Annotated in this window: 16 protein-coding genes and 1 pseudogene; 6 read left to right on the top strand and 11 right to left on the bottom strand. The window is 63.8% G+C overall.

Annotation, left to right across the window (positions count from 1 at the left end):
- Positions 1-338: 338 nt before the first annotated feature.
- From G7026_RS21455 to G7026_RS21445, 3 genes are all read right to left on the bottom strand, one after another.
- On the bottom strand, positions 339-629 hold the full coding sequence (locus G7026_RS21455; protein WP_181073091.1) for a DUF7660 family protein: 291 nt from the start codon (positions 627-629) through the stop codon (positions 339-341).
- A gap of 74 nt (positions 630-703) precedes the next feature.
- Positions 704-1,087, bottom strand: coding sequence for a hypothetical protein (locus tag G7026_RS21450; RefSeq protein WP_181073090.1), 384 nt, complete (start codon positions 1,085-1,087; stop codon positions 704-706).
- A gap of 257 nt (positions 1,088-1,344) precedes the next feature.
- The gene (locus tag G7026_RS21445; RefSeq protein WP_181073089.1) at positions 1,345-3,303 is read right to left on the bottom strand and encodes a methyl-accepting chemotaxis protein; all 1,959 of its coding nucleotides are present in this window, start codon (positions 3,301-3,303) and stop codon (positions 1,345-1,347) included.
- 312 nt (positions 3,304-3,615) lie between these two features.
- On the opposite strand from G7026_RS21445, the gene G7026_RS21440 reads away from it, so the two are divergent.
- Genes G7026_RS21440 through G7026_RS21430 form a run of 3 tightly spaced genes read left to right on the top strand, consistent with a single transcriptional unit; the run spans position 3,616 to position 5,771 of the window.
- Positions 3,616-3,963 (top strand): metalloregulator ArsR/SmtB family transcription factor, encoded by a 348-nt coding sequence (locus tag G7026_RS21440; RefSeq protein WP_181073088.1) that lies wholly within the window; start codon positions 3,616-3,618, stop codon positions 3,961-3,963.
- Between the two features lie 21 nt (positions 3,964-3,984).
- Positions 3,985-5,268, top strand: a complete 1,284-nt coding sequence (locus G7026_RS21435; RefSeq protein ID WP_181073087.1) for an arsenic transporter — start codon at positions 3,985-3,987, stop codon at positions 5,266-5,268.
- 29 nt (positions 5,269-5,297) lie between these two features.
- Positions 5,298-5,771 (top strand): arsenate reductase ArsC, encoded by a 474-nt coding sequence (locus G7026_RS21430; protein ID WP_181073086.1) that lies wholly within the window; start codon positions 5,298-5,300, stop codon positions 5,769-5,771.
- A 35-nt stretch (positions 5,772-5,806) separates the two neighbouring features.
- On the opposite strand, the gene grxB is transcribed toward G7026_RS21430, so the two are convergent.
- Positions 5,807-6,451: a glutaredoxin 2 gene (gene grxB, locus G7026_RS21425; protein WP_181073085.1), complete on the bottom strand. Its 645-nt coding sequence runs from the start codon at positions 6,449-6,451 to the stop codon at positions 5,807-5,809.
- A gap of 278 nt (positions 6,452-6,729) precedes the next feature.
- Here grxB and G7026_RS21420 point away from each other — a divergent pair, with 278 nt between their 5' ends.
- The 3 genes from G7026_RS21420 to G7026_RS21410 are packed head-to-tail and all read left to right on the top strand — an operon-like array spanning position 6,730 to position 11,591.
- Entirely contained in the window at positions 6,730-8,205 is a 1,476-nt protein-coding gene (locus G7026_RS21420) for an FAD-dependent oxidoreductase (RefSeq protein WP_181073084.1), read from the top strand.
- A gap of 22 nt (positions 8,206-8,227) precedes the next feature.
- Complete coding sequence (locus G7026_RS21415; RefSeq protein WP_181073083.1) at positions 8,228-9,199, top strand: ribokinase; 972 nt, start codon at positions 8,228-8,230, stop codon at positions 9,197-9,199.
- A complete protein-coding gene (locus G7026_RS21410; RefSeq protein ID WP_181073082.1) occupies positions 9,189-11,591 on the top strand; it encodes a glycoside hydrolase family 65 protein in 2,403 nt (800 codons plus the stop codon). The genes G7026_RS21415 and G7026_RS21410 overlap by 11 nt, the downstream gene beginning before the upstream one ends.
- Before the next feature lie 66 nt (positions 11,592-11,657).
- Here G7026_RS21410 and G7026_RS21405 read toward each other — a convergent pair whose 3' ends face one another.
- The 7 genes and pseudogenes from G7026_RS21405 to G7026_RS21375 form a co-directional block, all read right to left on the bottom strand.
- Positions 11,658-12,113: a DUF305 domain-containing protein gene (locus G7026_RS21405; RefSeq protein WP_181073081.1), complete on the bottom strand. Its 456-nt coding sequence runs from the start codon at positions 12,111-12,113 to the stop codon at positions 11,658-11,660.
- Positions 12,114-12,165: 52 nt separating this feature from the next.
- Positions 12,166-12,723 (bottom strand): exopolysaccharide biosynthesis protein, encoded by a 558-nt coding sequence (locus G7026_RS21400; protein ID WP_219858539.1) that lies wholly within the window; start codon positions 12,721-12,723, stop codon positions 12,166-12,168.
- A 478-nt stretch (positions 12,724-13,201) separates the two neighbouring features.
- Positions 13,202-14,202 (bottom strand): annotated as a pseudogene (locus tag G7026_RS21395) (ABC transporter substrate-binding protein).
- Between the two features lie 150 nt (positions 14,203-14,352).
- The gene (locus tag G7026_RS21390; protein WP_181073079.1) at positions 14,353-15,204 is read right to left on the bottom strand and encodes an ABC transporter permease; all 852 of its coding nucleotides are present in this window, start codon (positions 15,202-15,204) and stop codon (positions 14,353-14,355) included.
- The gene (locus tag G7026_RS21385; protein WP_258190396.1) at positions 15,201-16,079 is read right to left on the bottom strand and encodes an ABC transporter ATP-binding protein; all 879 of its coding nucleotides are present in this window, start codon (positions 16,077-16,079) and stop codon (positions 15,201-15,203) included. The genes G7026_RS21390 and G7026_RS21385 overlap by 4 nt, the downstream gene beginning before the upstream one ends.
- Before the next feature lie 4 nt (positions 16,080-16,083).
- Positions 16,084-17,136, bottom strand: coding sequence for an ABC transporter substrate-binding protein (locus G7026_RS21380; protein WP_181073078.1), 1,053 nt, complete (start codon positions 17,134-17,136; stop codon positions 16,084-16,086).
- A 39-nt stretch (positions 17,137-17,175) separates the two neighbouring features.
- Entirely contained in the window at positions 17,176-18,069 is an 894-nt protein-coding gene (locus G7026_RS21375) for a TauD/TfdA dioxygenase family protein (protein ID WP_181073077.1), read from the bottom strand.
- Positions 18,070-18,572 lie beyond the last annotated feature (503 nt).

Genomic DNA, 18,572 nt, shown 5'->3' with positions numbered 1-18,572 from the left:
TGGGCCGTGTGGTGTCATGAGCGCCGGTTTAGCGGCAACTGGCGCAGCACAAAGCCCGCCTGACGGCGGGGATTAACAAGGTGAAGTGAAGGGTTTCTAGTGGTTGTGGTGAGAAGCGAGACTGTCGAAACAGGCGAGTCCTGCAGCAGAGCAAGGCCGATAACAATCATGATCTTCGTGATCGCTTGAACGCTTGGCCCCTGCTGTGCGAACTACAGAATGGCCAGGGCAATGCCCAGAACAGGCCGGATATACGAATGCAACCGCGCTGACGACAGGATCGACAAAGCTATTCCTCACTGCTTGTGGGGAGAGTCCATATACGTATAGTTAGGTGCTTACTCATAAATTTTCCCGCAGTAAAGAAAAACAGCAAACTGCTTCCACGGATTTGACAGAGAGAGGCCCTGAGTTGTACCGAAATCACTAGCTTCAGCCCACGCGATTGCACTTTCAAGAAAAGACTCGATGGTGATGTTTTCCCAACCATTAGCATCGGAGCCATATGGTGAACTCGGATTTTCCTTTTCCTGTGCAACAGATGCAGCACGATCTGCTGCTAATGCGCGTGCAAAGACCAAAAAGCTTTCGATATCTTTGACATCCTCAAGTGATTCGCTTACGTCCATTGTTTAGCACCTAACGTTTGGTTAAGGGGCGGGCTTTAGCCCGTCCCAGTGAGCGCAGCGAACGGTTTGAACCACTAGTTAGAGGGTTCGTGAGGCTGCCTGCGCAGTACCGCTATTTTAGTGCCGATAAGACCTAGAATAATTACTGATAAAAAATGAGCAATACCAATCCACGCCTGGGCAGGTTCGCTGAGAGCGTAGGTTGCCATGGCAATAATTCCAGTTGCAGTTAAGCCGTGATAGTAAGGAAGTTGTTTAGATTTTTTCGCTGCTATATAGCTAGTAATGGCGGGGATGTATATAAAGTAAACAGCTGTCATGATTGTTGAGGCGGCAATGTACAAGCTAGTATTTTTGGAGTAGTTAAGGGTAGTGATTGTTAGTAGCATAATTACGAAAGGTACAAGGCAGCCAATGGCGAAAGCAGCTACTAAAGACTTAAAATCAAAATACTTCAATTTTCACCTTTTTTTAAGAGGCAGGTTACTTCTAACTATAATTAGACGTCACTTGACGCATAACACGCCGGACGCGTCTGACGGATAATACCTTCGATCAAACGCCAAAGGCCCGCAGTGCGGGCCTTGCAACGTCTGACTGACGGGTTTGGCATCTTATATGTCACAGGGTCACGCACCTGTCGACTGGCGCAAAGTCTTTCCCACGCTGTCTGCCATTCGCCTGGGCTGATCGCTCAGCCCAGGCAGCCTGTTCATCACGCCACCTTGAACCTACCCACCAACTGTTGCTGTTGTTCTGCCAGCCGCGCGAGTTCCAGGCTGGTGGCGGCGGTCTGCTCGGCGCCGGCGCTGACCTGGATGGCGACGTCGTTAATTTCGGTGACGTTGCGGTTGATGTCTTCGGCAACGGCGCTTTGTTCTTCGGCGGCGGAGGCGATCTGGATGTTGCGGTCGCTGATGCCAGCGACGCCTTCGGCGATCTCGGCCAGCAGGTCGCCGGCGCGCACGATGTTGTCGGCGCCGGCCTGCACGGTGCTCAGCGTTTCCTGCATCGAGCGCGCGGCGCGGTCGGAGCCGGCCTGCAGGTTGGTGATCATCTGTTGGATGTCGCCGGTGGACTCCTGGGTTTTCTGGGCGAGCACGCGTACTTCGGAGGCGACCACGGCGAAGCCGCGCCCGTGGTCCCCTGCCCTGGCCGCTTCGATCGCGGCATTGAGGGCCAACAGGTTGGTCTGCTCGGCGATGCCGCGGATGACGTCGAGCACCGAGGAAATCGAATCGCTCTCGTGCTTGAGGTCGCGGATGATCGCGGCGGTCTGGTCGGCCTGGCTGGACAGCTGGCGGATCAGTTCGATGGTGCCGTCGATCTCGCTCTTGCCCTCGGCGGTGCTGCGGTTGACCCGCTGCGACAGTTCGGCCGCATCGCTGGTGCTGCGGGCCACTTCCCTGACGGTCGCGCTCATCTCGTTGATGGCCGTCACCACCAGCTCGGTGCCTTCGCGCTGGCGCTCGACGCTCTGGCTGGTCTGGACGGTGACGGCGGAACACTCCTCGGCGGCGGTCGCGAGCTGGCCCGTGGCGTTGCCGATGTCCTGGACGACGTGGGTCAGTTCCGCGGCCATGGCGTTCAGGTTGTGGGCGATGACGCCGAATTCGTCCTTGCCTTCATAGGACGTTCTGGCGGTCAGATCGCGCGCCGAAAGGGCGACCAGCGCATGGTTCACGTTGCCGACGGCGAGGTTGATGTTGCGGATGATGACGTACGAGAGAGCCGACACTGCGGCCAGGGCGAGTAGTGACAGCGAGACGGTCAGCCAGAGGGCCAACCTCGCCTTGTCCCTCGCCAGGGCTGCCAGAGTGCCCACGCTCTGCCCGAGGGCCTCCTCCACCTGGCCCATCAGGTCGATCCGGCGGGTGGCGGTCTCGAACCAGGCTTCGGGCCTGATTCCGAGCGACTCGCCGAGCGGTACATCGAACGCCAGGCGCTGCAGCCTGGCCACTTCCTGGGCGCTGGGCTGTTCCAGCGTCTGTTCGAGCTGACGCACGAAGGGCTCGGAGGCCGCGCGCTCGAAGCTGTCCAGATAGGCGGAAAACTCGCCCAGGTTACGGCTGAAAGCGGACAGCAGGCTGGCGTCGAAGCGGTCCTGGTTGAACACCACGCCGAGCATCGCGCGCTCGCGGCCGGCGCGTTCCTTCATCTCGATGAACTGGTTCAGCGAGCCCAGCAGCCGGGACAGCTCGACGTCGCTGACGCTGAGCTCCAGCTGGTAGGTGAAGCCGATCAGGGCCTGGATGATCTCGGTGAAGCGCGCGCCCGAATCGCGGCCGCTGATGCTCAGGGCGTCGATCTGGTTCCGGGCAGCCGGCAGGCCGCTCAACGCGGCGACGGCCTTGTCGACCTGATCGTTGCTTTGCGAAAGCGCACGCACGGCGTCGAGGGCCTGATCGGTATCGCGCCGCATGCCCGGCAGGCGGTCCTGCATGGTCTTGCCCTGGCTGCCCAGGTAGACGCCGCTGGCGCCACGCTCGCGCTGCAGGGTGGTGATGAGCTGGCTGACCTTCTGCGCGGTGGCGCTGGCCGTGACGGTGTGCTCCATGTTGCGCAGCGTCCGGTAGCTGTCGGAAACGAACACCCCCGCGAGCCAGAGAAAGCCGATCAAAGGGAGCAGGAGGATCATCACCAGCTTGAAACGCAGTGGGATATTTCTGAGCACGTCATCTACCTCGTTCGCTGACTCTGGCGCCCTGCGCCAGAGTCGAATGCCGTTTTTTGCCCACCCCGTTTTCGTCTCAGGTGCGCCAGTAAAAACGCCGGCATGCACCGATGCCTGCGTCATATGCTTATCGACGGCACCCTGTCTTTGGTTAAGACCGTTTGGTTGATCTGCGTCAATGAAAGTGTCGATCCGTGACCGCTCGGTCGAGAACGCCCTTTCTGGCGCGGGCGAGCGCCCTATCGAACGGGGGACTTGCATCCTATATACGCATATCCATATATTCGAATCTTCGTATGTAAAGGCTTCTCGATGCTCACCCCACCCGAGGTTTTCAAGTGCCTGGCCGAGGAAACTCGCCTGCGCGCCACGCTGCTGATCGCCGAGCACGGTGAGCTTTGTGTCTGCGAGCTGATGTGCGCGCTGAATGAGAGCCAACCCAAGATCAGCCGCCACTTGGCTCTGCTGCGCAGCGCCGGCCTGCTGGTCGATCGACGGCAAGGGCAATGGGTGTACTACCGCCTGAACCCGGATCTGCCCGACTGGGCGCATCAGGTGCTGCACACGACGCTGCAGGCCAATGCCGCCTGGCTCGAACGAAACGCCACACGCCTCCTTCACATGGATGGCCGCCCCGTGCGCGCCTCCGCCTGCTGCTAACCCGCCCTGGACGAATCCCCGATGGTTGTCGCTGCCGCCGTATTCCTGTTCACCCTGGTTCTGGTCATCTGGCAGCCCAGGGGCCTGGGCGTCGGCTGGAGCGCCAGCATCGGCGCCGTCATCGCGCTGGCGGTGGGTGCGGTGTCGCTGCAGGACATTCCCACCGTCTGGGCGATCGTCTGGAACGCCACCGCGACCTTCATCGCGATCATCGTCATCAGCCTGCTGCTGGACGAAGCGGGGTTCTTCGAGTGGGCGGCGCTGCATGTCGCCCGCTGGGCGAACGGCAGCGGGCATCGCCTGTTCGCCTTCTGCGTGTTGCTCGGCGCATGCGTTTCGGCGCTGTTCGCCAACGACGGAGCGGCCCTGATCCTCACGCCCATCGTGATTTCGATCCTGCTGGCCCTGCGCTTCTCGCCTGCGGCGACCCTTGGCTTCGTCATGGCCGCTGGCTTCATCGCCGATACCGCCAGCCTGCCCCTGGTGGTCTCGAACCTGGTGAACATCGTGTCGGCGGACTACTTCGGTCTGGGCTTCGCCGAGTACGCCTCGGTGATGGTGCCGGTCAACCTGGTCAGCGTCGCCGCCACGCTGCTGGTGCTGTACCTCTATTTTCGGCGCGACCTGCCCGTGCGCTACGAGGTGGATCAGCTGAAAGCGCCGCAGAGCGCGATCCGGGACCGCACCACCTTCGTCGTCGGGGGCTGGATGCTGCTGGTCCTGTTGGTCGGCCTGTTCGCGCTGGAGCCGCTGGGCATTCCGATCAGCGCAGTGGCGGCGGTCTGTGCGGCCGTCCTGTTTGCCGTCGCGGCCAAGGGACATACGATCTCCACCCGCCGCGTGATGCGCGAAGCGCCCTGGCAGGTGGTGGTGTTCTCGCTGGGCATGTACCTGGTGGTCTATGGGCTGAGCAATGCCGGGCTGACCGGCTACCTCACCCAGGCGCTCGACACCCTCGCAGGCCAGGGCGTCTGGGCAGCGGCGCTGGGCACCGGGCTGCTGTCGGCCGTGCTCTCCTCGGTCATGAACAACCTGCCCAGCGTGCTGATCGGTGCGCTGTCGATCCAGGCGAGCGATGCCGAGGGCGTGGTCCGCGACGCGATGATCTACGCCAACGTGATCGGCTGCGACCTGGGCCCGAAGATCACGCCCATCGGCAGTCTGGCCACCCTGCTGTGGCTGCACGTCCTGCAGCGCAAGGGCATCACGATCACATGGGGCTATTACTTCCGCATCGGCATCGTCCTGACATTGCCGGTTCTGCTGATCACCCTTTCGGCACTGGCCCTGCGCCTGACCTTTTGACGGCCGCCTCGACGCGGCAGGAGCACGACGTGCGAATCCTGTTCATGTGCACGGCCAACAGTTGCCGCAGCATCCTCTCGGAAGCCTTGTTTAACCACCTGGCGCCGGAGGATGTCCGCGCGGTGAGCGCCGGCAGCGTGCCGAAAGGCCAGGTGCTGCCGCGCACCCTGGCGGCGCTCGAGCAGGCCGGAATCCCTACGGCGGGCCTGAGCAGCAAGGGCAACGACACCTTCGCGGACGAGCCGCCGCAGATCGTCATCACCGTGTGCGACAAGGCCGCGAACGAGGCCTGCCCTGTGTACTTTGGCCCGGCGCTCAAAGCTCATTGGGGACTGGCCGACCCTTCGGAAGTTCAAGGCGACGAAGCCGCGATGGATGCGGCCTTCCGCGCCACCCTGGCGATCATCGAGAAACGCTGCCGCGCCTTCCTGGCCCTGCCCCTGCGAAGCCTCGGCCGTGACGAACTCCAGCGCGAACTGGAACGCATCGGCACGCTTCGTTAGATCGGGCCCCTTAAGGCTGCTGCCGCCGCGATGCTTCACAACGCCCGGTCGAAAAATGTATCCAGCCCGCTTCGCTCCGCCTGGGTGACCACGTAGGCACGTACCGCCTGCGGCCATTCGATGGCCTTGACCACGCTGAGGCTACGCAACATGGGAAACAGCGTGATGTCATCCCAGCGAGGATGCTCGTGGGTCGGCGCCAGATCCAGGATGTCTGGCAGCCGGGCAAGCTGCTCGTTGACTTCGTGGGCCTTGGAATCGGTATTGGCCAGCGCCTCGTCGAAGTCGCCGATGGTTTCGGTTTTCTTCCTGCGGAAATGCTCGTAGGCCGAAGGGCTGGCGAACTCTTCCAGACCGATCTGCGTCCAGCGCGGATAACCGAGGTACTGCAGGTTCGGCACGAAGGGTTCGAGCCACTGCTGCAGCGCGGGCGTATCCGGCTCGCGGATCATCGGTTGGCCATCGAGAGAGTCGAGGTATTTGACGATGTCCATGCTGTCGGCCATGGGCGTGTCGTCGTCACGGACCAGCACCGGTATCTGGTGCTTGCCGATCAGGCCGGTAATGGTCTGTTCGTCATCGGCCGGCAGTACCACGCGCTCGGCCTCGATCTTCTTCAGATTCAAGGCCATGCGCACCCGCGCACTGAAAGGACAGTGATCGTAGTAGTAGAGCTTCATTGGCCACCTCCGCCATGGGTTCAAGGCAGATGACCCGCGCAGCCCGCATCCGTTTTGGTCCTTCGTTACCTGCCGACGAGAGGGAAAGGCCGCGCGGCCTTCCGCCCGGTGGTCGGAACCCGACCGGGCGGGGTCGCTCTACTGGCAGGTGTGTTGGCGTTTCGTAGACGGCCGCGCAAAGCCCTCCAGAGGTTTGCGCAGCCGTCCCTGTGGCCGCGGCGCGGCTGCCGAAAGGACGTCAACGGCCCCAAGCGATTCAGCCGATGAGGACCTGTCCCATGCCCGAGCTATCTGCAACCCCCGACTGCTGCTGGACCGCCAGCGCTCCCAGCAGCAGCTTCGCGCAGCTGACCGGGCACACCGAGTGCGATGTCGTTGTGGTCGGCGCCGGCATCGTCGGGCTGAGCGCCGCCATGACCCTGTGCGAGGCGGGCAAATCCGTCGTGGTGATCGAGGCGCGTGAAGTGGGCCGACAGGTCACTGGACGTTCAACCGCAAAAATCACCACCCAGCATGCGCTCATCTACCGGCACCTGATCGACACCTTCGGCCAGGAGCTCGCGCAATGTTATGCCGATGCCAATCGCGAAGCCGTGGACCGCATCCGCCATTGGGTCGAGACCCTGCAGATCGACTGCGACTATCAACGCCAGTCCGCCTTCGCCTACGCCTGCTCGCCGGATTGGCGGGTGGCCATCGAGCAGGAAGCCGAAGCCGCGCGCTGCCTGGGGTTTGCCGCCGAAGTGCTGGAGCAGGCTCCCCTGCCCTTCGAGACCGCCGGCGCGCTGGAATTTCCCGACCAGGCACAGTTCAACCCCGCCAGCTATCTGGTCGGCCTGGCGGCTGCGATCGAGGCCCGTGGCGGCCGCATTTACCAGCAGACCCGCGCGCAGAGCTTCGAACGCCAGGAACGGTGGCACGTCGGTTTCGAAGGAGGAAGCATCGAAGCCGATCAGGTGATCCTCGCCACCCATATGCCGGTAGAGACACCCATCGACCTGGCCAGCCCCACCCAGCCTCGCTGCCACGTGGCCATGGCCTTCCGACCCCAGGAGGGTGCGCATATCGAGGGCATGTTCATCGGCGTCGACGAACCGACTCATTCGATCCGCATGGGTCGCGATGCCGAAGGCCCGCTGCTGATCGTGCTCGGCCCCCGTTTCAGAACCGGGCAGGACGGCGACGTCGCTCGGCGCTTCGTCGACCTTGAAAACTGGGCGCGGAGCAATCTGCCGGCAGGCGAACCGGTCTGGCGCTGGTGCAACGAGGACTACGACACCGCCGACCGCGTGGCATACGTCGGTGAGCCGGACCCTGAGCAATCGCCGGGCTTGTTCGTCGCGACCGGCTTCAATGGCTGGGGTATCAGCAACGGCACCGCCGCCGGGTTGGGCATCGCTCGCCAGATCATTACCGGTCGTCGGCCATGGAAAACTCTTTACGACCCCAACCGCCCATCCCCGGACGACTACAACCAGAGCAGTGACAGCCAGTCACAGGTCGATGGGCTGGACGCCATCGGCCGTGGCGAAGGCGGCGTGATCACCCGGGGCGATGAAAAGATCGCCGTGTGGCGCGACGATTCCGGTGCGCTGCACGCCGTGTCCGCCGCCTGCACCCACATGGGCTGCACCGTGACCTGGAACAACGCCGACCGCACCTGGGATTGCCCGTGCCACGGCTCGATCTTCCAGGCCGACGGCGACGTCATCCATGGCCCGGCCATCGAGCCGCTGGCAACCAAATCGCTCTGATCGCACGCGCAGGAGATCGCCCATGAATTCCCTGCCTCGGCCGACGCTGCTGTCGTTGGGTAGCATCAATGCCGATTTCCAGGTCCGCGTCGATCAGCCACCCGGCAGCCAGGAGACCCTGCTGGCGCATGACTTCTGCAGGCTCGCCGGTGGCAAGGCAAGCAATACCGCCTGGCTGGGCGCGACGTTCGGCCATCGCAGCCTGCTGCTCGGGCGGGTCGGCGACGATGAACTGGCCGAACAGGCGCTGGGCTCGTTGCGCGAAGCGGGTGTCGATATCACCGGCGTAACGCAGGCAAAGGGCGAGCCGACGGCCGTATCGATGATCATGGTGCCGCCGGACGGGAAGAAGCACATCGTGCTAGCAACCAACGCCAACGATTGCTGGGACGACTCCGCGACAGCCGCAATGGTCCGGCAGATCGAGCGCACCGAATCGCCGGCCTGCCTGGTCGTCAATTGCGAGGTGCCGGCTGCCGTCGTGCTGCAGGCAGCCAAAGCCGCCCGTGGAAAGGACATTCCAGTCGTGCTCGACCCCTCGTTTCCCGATCGGGTGCCGGACGAGCTGCTGCCCTGCCTGTATGCGGTGACGCCTAATACCAGCGAAGCCCAGGCGCTGACCGGTCGCGAGATCCAGAACCTGCAAGACGCCGCATGGGCGGCCCGCCAGCTGCGCGACCGTGGCGTACGCATTGCCTGCGTCAAGCTGGGCGACGGCGGCTGCGTGCTGGATGCCGGCGAAGGCGCCCTCCATGTACCGCCCGGCGAGGTACGCCCGATCGACAGCACTGGCGCAGGCGATGCGTTCACCGGTGTGTTCGCCATTGCCCTGCTTGAAGGTCGCGAGCCGCACGAGGCGGCCGCCTGGGGCGTGGCGGCGGCCAATCTTGCAGTCACCGCCTATGGTTCCAAGCCCGCCTACCCGGACCGCCAGCAAGTCTGCTCGATGGCCGCACACTTACTGCATGACGCCAGGTGGCTCGATGAGAGATAAGGCCCGCTGGCAGGTCTGCTTCGAGGCTTTCGATGCGCAGGACGAACGACGGCGCGAGGCGCTGCTGGCATTGGGCAACGGCCAACTGTCGTGGCGCGCCAGCGCGCCCGAGACCGCGGCTGCGGCTGCGGATGGCGCGGCGCGTGAGCCGCATTACGCCGGCTTCTATCGAGCGGGCTGGTACGACGATGCCAGACGCGACATCAATGGCGAATCGGTGCACCTGGAGGCTCTGGCCAACCTGCCCGATCCTTTCGGCTTGAGTGTCTCGGTCGATGGCCGGCAGTGGTTCGGCGCAGCCGATGTGCCACAGCCGCAGTACCGACAATCGCTGCGCATGGATCGTGCCCGGCTGGAGCGCGAGGTGGACTTCGTGCTCGCCGGGCATACGTTTCACCTGCGTGAAGTACGCCTGCTGAGCCTGGCCGATCCCCAACTGGCGGTGCTTCGCTGGGAACTCGAATGCCCGCCTGGGACCGAGCGACTCTTCCTGCGCTCGGTGCTCGATGGGGGCGTGGAGAACGCGCTGGTGAAGAAGAACCGCGCCTACGAGGGCAAGCGGCTGCTCGATCTGTGCATGGAATCAGTCGATGGCGGTCGGGCTGCCCTCAGCGCGCAGCTGTCGACGCCGGGGCGCCGTCTGGCGATGGCCATGCAGACGCTCCATAACGGCGCCCCGCTGCCTTGGCAGTGCCAGCGTCAGGGGGAACGGCTGCTACAGCAGACCGAATGCCGACTGGCCGGTAGTCATCGGCTGGTGATCGAAAAGCGCGTCGTCGTGCAGGTGGACGACGAACTGCCGGGCGATGCGATCCGGGCAAGGCGGCAGGTACTCGAACGGCTGCCCTCTGAAACCTTCGCCCGGCTGGCACTCAGGCACTCGCGGGCCTGGCGCGAGCTTTGGAGCTGGGTTCCTCTGGCACTGTCGAACGCCGAACTGGAGCAGCCCTTGCGCCTGCATGCGTTTCATCTGCTGCAGACCCTCTCCCCACGCAGCCTGGGACAGGATCTCGGCTTCCCCCCACGGGGCTGGCACGAAGGTTACTTCGGTCAGGTGTTCTGGGACGAGATCTTCGCCTATCCCTTCCTGTGTACCCATTTCCCCGAGCTGGCCCAGCAGCTGCTCCACTACCGTTATCAGCGCCTCGACGAGGCCAGACAGCGGGCTCGGCGCGCGGGTCTGCGGGGCGCCATGTTTCCCTGGCGAAGCGCCGACAGCGGCCGGGAGCAGACGCCCCCGTTCCAGTGCAATCCCCTGTCCGGTCACTGGATGCCCGACCACACCGAGCGTCAGCGCCACATTGGATCGGCCATCGCCCACGATGCGTGGCAGCTGTATCTGGCCACCGGTGACGAGGCCCTGCTGGCTGGCGAAGTCGGCGAATTGATTCTGGAGATAGCCCGTTTCTGGGCGAGCCTTGCGCAGTGGAACAGCGAGCACGGCCGCTTCATGATCCATGGGGTCATCGGCCCCGATGAGTATCACAACTTCCCCCCGGATGGATGCGAGCCGGGCCTGAGCAATAACGCCTATACCAACCTGATGGCGGTGTGGGCGCTGAGGCTGGGATTGCTCGTATTGGACAGCCTGCCGGACAGCCAGGCCGAAGACCTTGGTAAACGCCTCGCGGTGACGCCCGAAGAGCGGGACAGCTGGGGCGAAATTGCCGGGGCCATGTACCTGCCGATCCGGCCTGACGGCGTGCTGGATCAGTTCGAGGGCGCCGAGCGACTCGAGCCCGGCCCTGACGCCTGGCGGCACGATGACCGGCCCCGCCTGGACTGGATGCTCGAAGCCCATGGCGACCGCCCCGATCGCTACCGCCTGACCAAGCAGCCGGATGTGCTGATGCTGCTATACCTCTTCCCGCAGCCGACATTGCAGGGGTTGGTCGAATCCCTCGGCTATTCGTTCGACCAGCAGGCGCTGCGTCGAACCGCCGAGTTCCACCTGTCGAACATCACCCACGAATCCAGCCTGTCGATCGTCGTCTGCGCCGGTGCGATGGCCCGGCTCGACCCGCAGGCGTCCTGGTCCTATTTCCAGCAGAGCATGGGCATCGACCTCAACGCGCCGTCGCAAGGCGGAACGCTCGAAGGCGTCCACCTGGGGGCGATGGCCGGTTCGCTGGACGTGCTCCAGCGGCACTACCTCGGCATCCGTCCGGAGATCGACAGCCTGCATGTGTTCCCCTCGCCACCGGCGGCACTGGGCGATGTCGAGATTGCCGTAGGTTACCGCGGTGCACGGCTGCGGGTGGTACTCGAGGGCAGCAACCTGTTCGTCCACGCCGAGGCGACCAACCTGCGCGACACGCCGATCAGGCACGCGGGCGGCCTGGCCCCGCTGCCTGCCGGGGCGTGCCTGACGCTCCCCTGCTCGCGGCGCTGAAGCCAGATTCGAGCGGCAGCGCGGCAGCCATCCAGCCAGCACCACTCGGTGCGTGGCAGGAGAGCATCAGTTGCCCCGCTCGAGATCGTTGATCAGAAATTTCATTTCGGCGATTTCCCGGCGCTGCGCCTCGATTATTTCATCGGCCAGTTTGCGCACTCGCGGGTCGGTAATCTGCGCCCGCTCGCTGGTCATGATCGCAATCGAATGATGCGGAATCATGGCTTTCATATATTCCGTATCGCCGACCGTGGCCTGGCTTCTGATCAACCAGAGCGTCAGGGCAAATACCAGGACACTGCCGACATATATGGCGATGTTGATGCGCCTGTTCGGATACATGTTCAGCATGAAACTCAACATGATCATGGCCATGACCGCGCCCATCAACAACGCCATCCAGGTCCGGGTCTCGCTCCAGTACACATGGTCGAGTGAGTAGGTATTCAGATACATCAGGCCGAACATCACGACCGTTGAAGTTGCGATCATGGCGGCAAAGCGCCAATAGGACATCTGCATCGTTTTTTCCTCTATGGACGTGCCTGTTGACTGCACCCACCGCAGCGTCAACTCAACCGGTCAACCCGATGCCCGCGAGCACGAAGGCACCAACCGTCACCACCAAGCCCAGCACGATTGCCGCCCCGTCCCGCGTCGTGATGCCGAGGCCGAACAAGCAAATTGCCGAAAACGGGGCGGTACTGGCGAACGGCAGCAGCTCCAACGGCGGCACCGACAAGGCCAGCAGCACGCAGAGCACTGCAATAACTCGCAGAAAGGCGTTGCTGGTGGCCCAAGGCAATCGCTGTCGGCTGACCTTGTCCAACCAGCGAACCACCGGACGAACCTTGTTCAAGCCTTTTTCGAGCTTCTTGCCCTTCACCGAGCGACGGGCAAGAAAACCCGGCATCCACAGGTGACGCCGCCCGAACAGCAGTTGCAACGCGAACAGCGCGATGATCGCTGCCAGCAGCGTTGGCAGCCCTGGAATACCACCGACCGGGCTGATTTCAATAATGGCAGGAACGAAGAGAAAGGGGCCGAAGCTGCGCTGGCCGATCGTTCCCTGAATATCGCCGACCGACACCTCCGACTCCCCATCGCCGAGGCCAATGACTTCATCGATCACCTTCTCCAGACAATCGGGCTCATGCTCATGGCTATCGGGCATTCCCATCCTCCTCGTTTGTGGGTGAGTCGGGCGTCGGCGTCTTTGCCGGATCTGTCCCTGCCTGGTCGTTGCGACCCAGCTCGTCTCACATTGCCACGGTGCTAATTAGGACCGTGCCCGCGGGGGATGATTCTCGAAACGACAACCTGCATGAATGCAGGAATTAACCGGACAGCGCAGGCGGGGCGCTTTTCATCCACCACCCCATTGAAGCGGTGGATCGATGAAGCGTGATCCACCCTACGAAGGCTCTACCGCTGATCCCAGTTGCGTAGGGTGGATGACGCCCTTTTCATCCACCAAAAGCGGTGGATCGGTGAAGCGTGATCCACCCTACGAAGGCTCTACCGCTGATCCCCCAGTTGCGTAGGGTGGATGACGCTCTTTTCATCCACCAAAAGCGGTGGATCGGTGAAGTGTGATCCACCCTACGTGGTCAGCTCCCCGGCGCGCCGTGCGCCTCTTCGAAGAAGTAGTCCTGCCAGGATTGGGCCTTGTTCTTCAGCACGCCCAGCCCGTGCAGTTCCTCGGCGTAGACGTAGGTGCGCTGCGGGGTGATGGTGAAGTCGATTTCCGGGTCCTCGACGATGGTGCGCACGAAGTCCAGCGGCAGTCGGGAGTTCTCCACGCGGATGTAGGCCTCGGCGGCGGCGGCCTTGTCGGCCTTGATGATCCGCTCGGCCTCGGCCAGGGCGTCGTAGAAGGCGCGGTAGGTCCTGGGGTTCTCGTCGTGGAATTTCTCGGTGGCGTAAAGCACGTTGAAGGTGGCCGGGCCGCCGAGGATGTCGTAGCTGCTGATCAGCTTGTGCACCCTAGGGTTTTCCAGCGCCTGGTACTGGAACGGCGGGCTGGAGAAATGCGCGGTGATTTCCGAGCCGCCCTTGGTCAGGGCAACGGTGGCGTCCGGGTGTGGCAGGCTGACGGAGATCCGGTCGAAGCGCTGGAAGTCGTCCTTGCCGAACAGCCGGGCGGTCTCGATCTGCAGGGTGCGCGACTGGAAGCCGACGCCGGCGGCCGGCACGGCGATGCGGTCCTTGTCGGAGAGGTCCTGCAGGGTCTTCACCTCCTCGCGGTTGCTCAGCAGGTAGTTGGGCAGCGAGCCGAGCGCGGCCACCGCCTTGACGTTCTGCCGACCGTGGGTGCGGTCCCAGACGGTGAGCATCGGCGGCACGCCGGCCGAGACCACGTCGATGGCGCCGGCCAGCAGCGCCTCGTTCATCGCGGTGGCGCCGGAGATGGTGCGCCAGTCCACCTCGATGTCCAGGCCCTGGGCCTTGCCGTGCTTCTCGATCAGCTGCTGTCCTTGACCACGTGCAGGATCAGGTAGCCGATGCCGAACTGCTGGGCGATGCTGATCCTGCCTTCGGCCTGGGCGGCCAGGGGCAACGTGAGGGCGCCGAGCAGGCCGAGTGCCGCGGCGAGACGATTCGTTTTCATGGGGTATATCTCCTCTGTGCCCGGCCTAACGGGGCCAGGCGGTTCCTTGGGGTAGTTGGATTCGAGAGAGGATCAGGACGTAGGGGTGGATGACGCCCTTTTCATCCACCAGGCCGTTACAAACGGTGGATCGGTGAAGCGTGATCCACCCTACCGCTGCATCCCCCAGCGCTTGACGGTGACCCGCTCGACGCTGGCGAAGATGAGGTTTTCCACCAGCAGGCCGATGAGGATCACCGCGGCCAGGCCGGCGAAGACCTTGTCGGTGTAGAGCTCGTTGCGGTTCTGGAAGATGTACCAGCCCAGCCCGCCCTTGCCGCTGGAGGCGCCGAACACGAGCTCCGCGGCGATCAGCGTGCGCCAGGCGAACGCCCAGCCGATCTTGAAGCCAGCGAGGATCGACGGCAGCGCCGCCGGGACCAGGATGAACAGCACGAAGCGCAGGCCCTTGAGCCCGTAGTTGCGCCCGGCCATGCGCAGGGTGTCGGAGACGCCGAGAAAGCCGGCGTAGGTGTTCAGCGCCAGCGCCCAGAGCACCGAATGCACCAGCACGAAGATCAGGCTGTTCTCGCCCAGGCCGAACCACAGCAGCGCCAGCGGCAGCAGGGCGATGGCCGGCAGCGGGTTGAACATCGAGGTCAGCGTGGACAAGAGGTCGCGGCCGAGCTGGGTCGACACCGCCAGGGTGGTCAACAGGAAGGCCAGGCCGATGCCAATCAGGTAGCCCTTGACCAGCACCGCCAGCGAGATCCCCACCTTTTCCAGCAGCTCGCCGCTGCCGATGCCCTCGACGAAGGCGCTGGCCGTCTGCAGGAAGCTCGGCAGCAGCAGGTCGTTGCCCTGGTAGCGCGCGGCCAGCTCCCAGACCAGCGCAAGCACGAGCAGGATCAGCGACTTGCGCAGCCAGCCCTGCTGCCAGAGGCGCTGGCCGAACGGCAATTCACGCTCGAGCTTCAGCTCGGGGAGCGGCTGCAGCAGGACTTCGTATTCTCCGCGGCTCATGACGCGCGCTCCTGCGGCTGGATAGCGAGGTGAGTGCCCGGCACATCAGGGGAGCCGGCCTCGCCAGCGCCCGCCTCGAACAGCAGCCGATGAATGCGCTGGGCGGTCTGCTGGAAGGCCGCACCGCCGAGGCTGTGCAGGCCGAACCGGTGGCTGTCGATCTCCGCCCTCACCCGCCCGGGGTGCGGTGACAGCAGCAGGATGCGATTGCCGACCACCAGCGCCTCCTCGATGGAGTGGGTGACGAACAGCAGGGTGAAGCGCACCTCGTCCCACAGCTCGAGCAACTCCTCCTGCATCTTGCGCCGGGTCAGGGCGTCCAGCGCGGCGAAGGGTTCGTCCATCAGCAGGATCTTCGGCTGCATGGCCAGCGCCCGGGCGATGGCCACCCGCGCCTTCATCCCACCGGACAAGGTGTGCGGGTAGGCGTCGGCGAAGGCGCTCAGGCCGACCTTTTCCAGGTAGTGCAGCGCGCGTACCTCGGCCTCGCGGCGCCCCAGGGTGCGCGAGGCCAGCAGCGGGAACATGACGTTCTGCTTCACCGTCTTCCACGGCGGCAGCTGGTCGAATTCCTGGAACACCACGATGCGGTCCGGGCCCGGCGCGCGCACCGCCTGGCCATCGAGCAGGATGCGTCCGTCAACCGGTTCGATGAAGCCGGCCACCGCCTTGAGCAGGGTCGACTTGCCGCAGCCGGAGGGGCCGAGCAGAACGAAGCGGTCGGCGCGATCGACTTCGAAGCTGACCTCGTGGGTGGCCCGCACCACGCGCTGCGGGGTGCGGTATTCCAGGCTTACCCGGTCCACCTCGAGGACGGTATCGAAGATTGCTCGGGTGAGGTTGCGGGCCGTGTGACCTTGCAGAGGGGCATTCATGGGTTCAGCTTCCCTGGCCGATGGCGGCGTCTTCGAAGAAGTAGTCCTGCCAGGAGGCCGGTTTGTTTTTGATGGCACCGACGCGATGGAGGAAATCCGCCAGCGGGTAAGTGTTGGTGGGGGTGACGCTGAACTGGAACTGCTCGTTGTCGATGATCTCCAGCAGCTCGCCGCGGTCGATTCTGGCTCCGGTCACGCGAATGTAGGTGTCCGCCGCCGCGCCCTTGTCGTTCTGGGCGAACGCGGCCGCCTCGGCCAGCGCCGCGACGAAAGCCTTGTAGGTCCTGGGGTTGTCCTGGCGGAATTTCTCGGTGGCGTAGAGCACGGTCGGCGAGTTCGGCCCGAGCAGCTCGTAGGTGTCCAGCACCACGTGGACGTTGGGGTTCTTCAGCGCCTGGTTCTGGAACGGCGGATTGGAGAAATGCCCGGTCAGTTCGGTGCCGCCGGAGATCAGCGAAGCGGTGGCGTCCGGGTGCGGCAAGGCCAGGCTGTACTTGTCCAGGCGGTCGAACTGATCATCGCCCCACTGTTTCGCGGCCGCGTATTGCAGGAAGCGCGACTGCACCGAGACGCCGACGGCGGGCACCGCGATGCGGTCCTTCTCGGTGAAGTCGGCGATGGTCCTGACGTTCGGGTTATTGCTCAGCAGGTAATAGGGAAAGTTGCCCAGCGAGGCCACGCCCCTGACGTTCTGGCGGCCATGGGTGCGATCCCAGACGGTCAGCAGCGGACCGATGCCGGCCCCGGCGATATCGATGGCGCCGGACAGCAGCGCGTCGTTCACCGCCGAGCCGCCGGAGAGTTGCTGCCAGTCGACCGTAATATCCAGGCCCTCGGCCTTGCCGTGCTTCTCGATCAGCTGCTGGTCGCGCACCACGTTGAGCAGCAGGTAGACGATGCCGAACTGCTCGGCGATGCGGATCCGCCCTTCGGCGTGGGCGGCCTGCGTGGTAACCAGGGTGCCGGCCAGCAGGCCGAGGGACAGGCCGATGCCGCCGGCCAGCCGGGCCAGCCGGGCCAGGCGGTTCTTCAGGGAAAAGCGCTCACCTAGAGACATCGCGAAACTCCATGTACGGGTTGCCGGGATCGGCGAAGGTCAGAACGGGGCGTCGCCCTGGATGGTCGTGCGGTGCATGCGGCGGCGCAGGTGAGGCGGGCAGCCGGTGGCCAGGTGGATCAGCACGCGGTTGTCCCAGAACACCAGGTCGTGCGGCTCCCACTGGTGGCGGTAGATGAACTCGGGGCGTGCACTGTGGGCGAAGAGTTCGGCGAGGATCTGCCGGCTCTCGTCTTCCGGAATATCGAGGATGTGGGTGGTGAAGTTCTCGTTGACGAACAGCCCCTTGCGCCCGGTTTCGGGGTGAGTGCGCACCACCGGATGCACCACGGCCTGCACCTCGGCCAACTGAGCGGCCGTCAGCGTCGGCCGGCGCACGCCGCTGAACACTTCATCGGCATAACGCGCCGTATAGGAATGCGCGGCGCGCTTGCCCTCGATGGCCTGGCGCAGATGAGGCGGCAGCGTTTCATAGGCCAGTTGCTGGCTGGCGAAAAGAGTGTCGCCGCCCTTCTCCGGCAACTCCTGGGCCAGCAGCATGGACCCCAGGCTCGGCAGCTCCTTGTAGGAGAGATCCGAATGCCAGTACTTGCCTGCATCGGCCAGGCCTACCGGCTGACCATTCTCGACGACATTGGAGATGATGAAGATCTCCGGATGCCCGGCCAGCAGGAACTGCTTGAGCACGTGGATCTGCAGTGGACCGAAGCGGCGGCTGAAGGCGATCTGCTGCTCGGGCGTGATGCGCTGGTCGCGGAATACCAGCAGGCCGTGGTTCAGATGCGCCCGGTGGATGCGAGCGAAATCCTCGTCGGTGAGCGGCTGGGAAAGGTCGAGGCCGATGATTTCGGCACCCAACGGCGCATCGAAGGGACGCACCTCGAAGGCCTGGCTGAAAGGCGTCGCGAGGCGGGTCTGTGCATATGCCGACATAGAAGGAACTCCATGCAAGAGCGCCAATCGGCGCATCACTCAGGAAGGGCTCAAGCCCAACGTTAAGTGCGGCGCGCCGATTGGTCGGCAGGTACGCAGAGCCTCAATCTAGCGATATAAGAAAATTAATTTAAATATCTTTTATGCATATCTATATGACGAGGTAGCGGTGTTGGGCTCGTGAGAGCCCGCTGCTTACTAGCAATGGAGGGTTTTTTGAGAGCAGTCTTGACCGCGAGCTTTTTGCAGCGGCCTTTCGCGGTCAAGGCTGCTCCCACGGGCTGCGTCCTCCAGCAGCCATTGCGTAGGGTGGATGACTCGCTCTTTTTCCACCCATCCGTCGAAACGGTGGATCGGTGAAGCGTGATCCACCCTACGAAGCTGCTTACCGCCAGTGGAAGCTTTTGTGGGGGAGCAGTCTTGACCGCCTTGACCGCGAGCTTTGCGGCGGCCTTTCGCGGCAAGACCGCTCCCACGGGCTGCGTCCTTCAGCAGCCATTGCG

The sequence above is a fragment of the Stutzerimonas azotifigens genome (assembly GCF_013522725.1).
Taxonomy (GTDB): Bacteria; Pseudomonadota; Gammaproteobacteria; order Pseudomonadales; family Pseudomonadaceae; genus Stutzerimonas; species Stutzerimonas azotifigens_A.
This window is presented reverse-complemented; position numbering and strand designations above follow the sequence as displayed.

What these genes read in the sequence shown, in the direction of transcription:
- G7026_RS21455 (WP_181073091.1), bottom strand. Translation starts at nt 629, where the DNA reads ATGGACGTAAGCGAATCACTTGAGGATGTCAAAGATATCGAAAGCTTT.
- G7026_RS21440 (WP_181073088.1), top strand. Translation starts at nt 3,616, where the DNA reads ATGCTCACCCCACCCGAGGTTTTCAAGTGCCTGGCCGAGGAAACTCGC.
- G7026_RS21435 (WP_181073087.1), top strand. Translation starts at nt 3,985, where the DNA reads ATGGTTGTCGCTGCCGCCGTATTCCTGTTCACCCTGGTTCTGGTCATC.
- grxB (WP_181073085.1), bottom strand. Translation starts at nt 6,451, where the DNA reads ATGAAGCTCTACTACTACGATCACTGTCCTTTCAGTGCGCGGGTGCGC.
- G7026_RS21420 (WP_181073084.1), top strand. Translation starts at nt 6,730, where the DNA reads ATGCCCGAGCTATCTGCAACCCCCGACTGCTGCTGGACCGCCAGCGCT.
- G7026_RS21415 (WP_181073083.1), top strand. Translation starts at nt 8,228, where the DNA reads ATGAATTCCCTGCCTCGGCCGACGCTGCTGTCGTTGGGTAGCATCAAT.
- G7026_RS21410 (WP_181073082.1), top strand. Translation starts at nt 9,189, where the DNA reads ATGAGAGATAAGGCCCGCTGGCAGGTCTGCTTCGAGGCTTTCGATGCG.
- G7026_RS21405 (WP_181073081.1), bottom strand. Translation starts at nt 12,113, where the DNA reads ATGCAGATGTCCTATTGGCGCTTTGCCGCCATGATCGCAACTTCAACG.
- G7026_RS21390 (WP_181073079.1), bottom strand. Translation starts at nt 15,204, where the DNA reads ATGAGCCGCGGAGAATACGAAGTCCTGCTGCAGCCGCTCCCCGAGCTG.
- G7026_RS21385 (WP_258190396.1), bottom strand. Translation starts at nt 16,079, where the DNA reads ATGAATGCCCCTCTGCAAGGTCACACGGCCCGCAACCTCACCCGAGCA.
- G7026_RS21380 (WP_181073078.1), bottom strand. Translation starts at nt 17,136, where the DNA reads ATGTCTCTAGGTGAGCGCTTTTCCCTGAAGAACCGCCTGGCCCGGCTG.
- G7026_RS21375 (WP_181073077.1), bottom strand. Translation starts at nt 18,069, where the DNA reads ATGTCGGCATATGCACAGACCCGCCTCGCGACGCCTTTCAGCCAGGCC.